General features: G+C 71.1%; 5 protein-coding genes. 2 read left to right on the top strand and 3 right to left on the bottom strand.

Going from position 1 to position 4632, the window contains the following annotated elements:
- The 3 genes from VIR15_RS21040 to VIR15_RS21030 form a co-directional block, all read right to left on the bottom strand.
- A partial coding sequence (locus VIR15_RS21040; RefSeq protein WP_331931438.1) for an ABC transporter permease occupies positions 1-752 on the bottom strand: 752 nt, incomplete at its 3' end.
- A complete protein-coding gene (locus tag VIR15_RS21035; RefSeq protein ID WP_331931436.1) occupies positions 739-1695 on the bottom strand; it encodes an ABC transporter ATP-binding protein in 957 nt (318 codons plus the stop codon). The genes VIR15_RS21035 and VIR15_RS21040, both read right to left, overlap by 14 nt.
- Positions 1692-2900: a hypothetical protein gene (locus VIR15_RS21030; RefSeq protein ID WP_331931434.1), complete on the bottom strand. Its 1209-nt coding sequence runs from the start codon at positions 2898-2900 to the stop codon at positions 1692-1694. Before VIR15_RS21030 ends, VIR15_RS21035 begins: the two co-directional genes overlap by 4 nt.
- Positions 2901-2991: 91 nt before the next feature.
- On the opposite strand from VIR15_RS21030, the gene VIR15_RS21025 reads away from it, so the two are divergent.
- The gene (locus VIR15_RS21025; RefSeq protein ID WP_331931432.1) at positions 2992-3642 is read left to right on the top strand and encodes a response regulator transcription factor; all 651 of its coding nucleotides are present in this window, start codon (positions 2992-2994) and stop codon (positions 3640-3642) included.
- Positions 3643-3697: 55 nt separating this feature from the next.
- Positions 3698-4632 (top strand): histidine kinase dimerization/phospho-acceptor domain-containing protein (locus tag VIR15_RS21020; RefSeq protein ID WP_331931430.1); only part of this gene is annotated, 935 nt, incomplete at its 3' end.

Raw genomic sequence — 4632 nt, 5'->3', positions numbered from 1 at the left:
AGGAGCCACGGGTGCAGCCAGTCGATCTGCGGGATGGCGTCCGCGATCCACGACAGGATCGTGAAGATCATCAGCGCGATCGTGGCGGCCAGCGGCTGCTCGGTCAGGGTCGAGATGAACAGCCCGACGGCGGCCAGGGCGGCGAGGCCGGCGGCGAGGTAGAGGCCGATGAGCACGACCCGCCCCACCGCGGTCCAGAACGGCAACTGCGTGCCGGAGAGAGTCAGCATGGGTCCGCTGCCGAACATTGCGATGCCGACGAGGGCGCCCGGGATGACGATGACGGCGACAGCCCAGACGGCGCCGATGCAGAGCGAGACGTACTTCGTGACGAGCAGGCGGGTTCGCCCGACCGGCACCGTGAGCAGATAGCGCAGGGTGCCCGTGTTGGCCTCGCCCGCGATCGCGTCGCCCGAGAGCATCGCGATGGCGAGGGGGAGGAAGAGCCCGATTTCGACGCTCAGCGCGGCGAGCGGGACGAAGAGGCCGTTCGAGGTGATCGAGGCGAGCAGGTCGGGACCGCCGCCGCCGCGCCCCGGGGAGCTCAGCTTGACGGCCACCGCCATGAGGATGGGGACCACCGCGAGGACGAGCAGTCCCATCTGGTTGCGTCGCCGGCCCGCGATGAGGCGGATTTCCGAGCCGAGCAGCCGGAGCGTGCGCCACCAGACGACGCCGCCTGATGGCGCCGGTTGGCTCCTGGCCGGGGTCGTCGGCGGGTCCACCCGGACCATGCTGTCAGCCGCTGACATCGAAGCCCTCCCCCGTGAGCGAGACGAACAGGTCCTCGAGGCTTGCGCTCGACACGGTGAACTCCTTGACGCCGACCCCGTTGTTCACGAGGGAGGCGACGATCTTCTCCGGCTCGACGTCTCCGGGATTGGCGCGCACCCCGCCCGGCCCGGGCTGGACGTCGGCGAGCCCGAGCCCCGTGAGCACCTTCGCGGCGAGGTCCGGCTGGTCGGTGCGTACGAGGGCGACCGCGGCCGAGGGGGCCCGGACCTCGTCGATGGAGCCCTGTGCCACCAGTCTGCCCTCGCTCATGACGCCAAGGTGCGTGCACATCTGCTCGACCTCCGACAGCAGGTGGCTCGACACAAAGACCGTCGTCCCGTCTGACGCGAGGTCGGCGACTAGGTGTCGCACCTCTCGAGTCCCTTGCGGGTCAAGGCCATTCGTCGGCTCATCGAGAACGAGAAGGTCGCGCGGCATGAGCAGCCCGGCCGCGATCGCGAGGCGCTGACGCATCCCGAGCGAGTAGGCGCGATAGCGCTTGTTGGCGGCGGCGAGCAAGCCGACCCGGTCAAGGGCGGCCTCGATGCGGTTGCCGGACGTGCCCGGGTCGGCGGTGAGGTCGGCCGCGTCGAGACGCTCGAGGTTGCGTCGGCCCGACAGATAAGGGTGGAAGGCCGGTCCCTCAACGAGCGACCCGACCCTCGGTAACACCTGGAGTGCACCACCCGGCATTGGCTGACCCAGCACGCTGCTCGTGCCGGCCGACGGGCGAACGAGGCTCAGCAGCATACGAATCGTCGTCGTTTTGCCCGATCCGTTCGGGCCGAGGAAGCCGTAGACGCTGCCGGTCGGGACGGCGAGGTCGATGCCGTCGACCGCGGCCCTGCCGTGGAAGAACTTGGTCAGTCCCCGGGTCTCGAGGGCGAGACCCGGGGACCCGGTGACCGCGCGTTCGGTCACTTCGCCGCCAGCGCGGCATACAGCTGCGTTGGCCCCACGGCACCCACCGCGATCCGTCCGTTGTCCGTGATCACCGCGGAGACGAGCGTGCCTTCGAAGAGGTGCCCGCGACCCCACGACCCGGAGACCGAGGGCAGTGAGCCGAGCACGGAGCCGAGCTGGCCGAGCGAGCCCTGCTGCGACGTACCGGACCGGCCACTCTGGCTCTGGCCGGACAAGGCGTCCGGCGGCAGTGTTGCGACCATGACCGTGCTCCATCCGGAGCCGGAGACCTTCGGCGGGCTGGAGGTCTCGCTGGGAGCCGGGTTGCTCCCTGACGCCTTCGGGGGTCCGACGGGGGCGGTCGGCGCGCTCTTGTTGGTCACCTTCGTGCCGGGTGGCGGGGTGAACGCGAACTGCCGGGAATCGGGCTTGGCGAAGTCGATCGAGGTGAAGCCGACCTCGAAGGCCGGGTTGGCGAGCTTGGTCGAGTAGACCTGCACCCGTAGCGGCACGTGGCGCTCGCCGTCGATGGCGATGCGGATTGAGGCGACGCGGGTCGCCTTGTCCTTCGGCGTGAGGACGAGCTCGTAGGCGGAACGGCCGGCGACGGTGGCAGTGCCGCTCGTCGTGACCGTGGTGTCCTTGCCCATGAGGGCCAGCGCTTGGCTCGCGGCTTCGTCGGGCGTCCGCGGCGCGGTCGTCGGCAGCCCCGAGGGTGCGCCGCTGGGAAGCGAGGAACTGCTGCCCCTGGCCTGCGGCGACAGGTGGACCGCGGGGAGCTTGTAGTGGACGGCCGACTTGTCGGTGCTCGACCACAGCCAGAGGTCCTGCCCGTTGCGGATCACGTCGGACTCGCCGGAACTGCCGACGAGCGCCAGCCGCTGGCGAGTCGACCCGTCGAGCCAGACCCGCCACGTGTGCGAGCCGGACAGCAACGAGGTGAGTGAGCTGCTGCCACCGCTGCCGGACATCGGCCCGGGGCCACCGCCATCGAGGCCGGGGAGCGAGGGCAGGCCGAGGTCAGCCGTCTGGACGACCGTCCCCGACAGGCTCGTCACATCCGCTGACTGGACGTCGGCGAGCAGTTGCGCGGCGGTGCGGTGCGGCAGCCCGGCGTCGGCGTTGGCCTGCTGGCTCGCCACCGCGGCCGTCGCGCCGATGACGCCGAAGGCGGCGACCGGGACGACCCAGCGAGTCCATGGACGGTCGGTGAAGATGCTCATGGGACCATCCTCCGACAGCGGTGCTGAGAGCGTCCTGAGAAGCACTCTCGGTGACGCGCGAGGGGCCTGCGACACGTGGCAGGGTGAGGGCGTGCGGGTGCTACTGGTCGAGGACGAGGTGCGGATGGCCGCCGCGCTCGTCCGGGGACTCGGCTCCGAGGGATTCGTCGTCGACCATCTCGCGGACGGGCCGAGCGGTCTGGAGGCGGCCCGGTTCGGAGGCTACGACGTCATCGTGCTCGACATCATGCTGCCGGGCATGTCGGGCTACACCATCGTGCGCACCCTGCGCGAGGAGGAGAACTGGGTGCCCGTCCTGTTTCTCACCGCCAAGGACGGCGAGTACGACGAGGCCGACGGGCTCGACTACGGCGCCGACGACTACCTCACGAAGCCGTTCTCCTTCGTCGTTCTCGTGGCCAGGCTGCGCGCCCTGCTGCGACGCGACCCGGCGCCACGGCCTGCAGTCCTCGAGGCGGCCGGGGTGCGCCTCGACCCGGCCACCCACCGCGTCGACGTGGACGGGGCCGACGTCGACCTGTCGCCCCGCGAGTTCCTCCTGCTCGAGCACCTGCTGCGCGCGCATCCCGCGGCCTGCAACAAGGAGGAGCTGCTCGACCGGATCTGGGGTGAGACCGGCGACACGAACGTCGTCGAGGTCTATGTCGGCTACCTCCGCCGCAAGGTCGGGCGCACCCGGATCGAGACGGTCCGCGGCCACGGCTACCGACTCGCGCAGTGAGCGGGGCGCTCGTGAGGCCGTGTGGAGACGTGAGGCCCGGGCGATGGTGAGCCGGTTGCCTCCACGTCCGTGGTTCGGGTGGTTCGCCCGGTCCACGATCCGCGCGCGGCTCATGACCGTCGGGCTGCTGGGCGTGGCAGGCGCGCTCGCGATCGGGGGAGCACTCCTGTATGGCGTGCTCACCGCCTCGCTCACTCGCTCCGTCGAGGCGGCGGCGCGGGCCAGTGCGGAGCAGGTCGCGCTCCTCGTCGACGCCGGGCGGCTGCCCGACCCCGTCCCGGTGTCGGGTGTCCAGGTCATTCAGGTGCTCGACCAGCAGGGTCGCGTCGTTAACGGATCCATCGCTGCCGACCGACTCACCGCTCTCGTGACCCCCGATGAGCTGCAGCGAGCCCTGTCGGGTGCGTCAGTCGTCGTACCCGGCAACCGGTCGGGTCTCTCGGGCGGTCTGCAGGTCGTGGCGGTGCGGGCCGGTCCGCAGAGCGCCCCGCTTGATGTCGTCGCCGCGGCCCCGACGACCGACATCGAGCGGAGCGCCGCAACGGTGCGCACGCTGCTGCTCCTCTCGCTGCCGATCCTCCTCGTCGTCATCGGGCTCATCGCCTGGCAGGTCGTCGGTGCGGCGCTCGCACCGGTGGAGGCCCTACGCCGCGGTGCGGCCCGGATCGACGAGAGCTCGTCCGAGACCGAGCGGCTCCCGGTCCCGCCGACCCACGACGAGGTGAGTGCACTCGCGACGACCCTGAACGCAATGCTCGACCGGGTCACCGCGGCGCGTCGTCAACAACGGGCGTTCACCGCCGATGCGGCCCACGAGCTGCGCAACCCACTCGCGAGCATGCGGGCGCAGCTCGAGGTGGCCCAGCACCTCGGCGAGGCGGGCGACCTGCCTCAGGACCTCCTGGTCGACGTCGACCGGCTCTCGACGCTCGTCGACGACCTCCTGCTCCTCGCGCGGGCGGACGAGAGCGCGGCCGCGCAGGCTGCCTC

The organism is Intrasporangium sp., from assembly GCF_036566125.1.
In the GTDB taxonomy this organism is placed as follows: domain Bacteria; phylum Actinomycetota; class Actinomycetes; order Actinomycetales; family Dermatophilaceae; genus Intrasporangium.
This window is presented reverse-complemented; position numbering and strand designations above follow the sequence as displayed.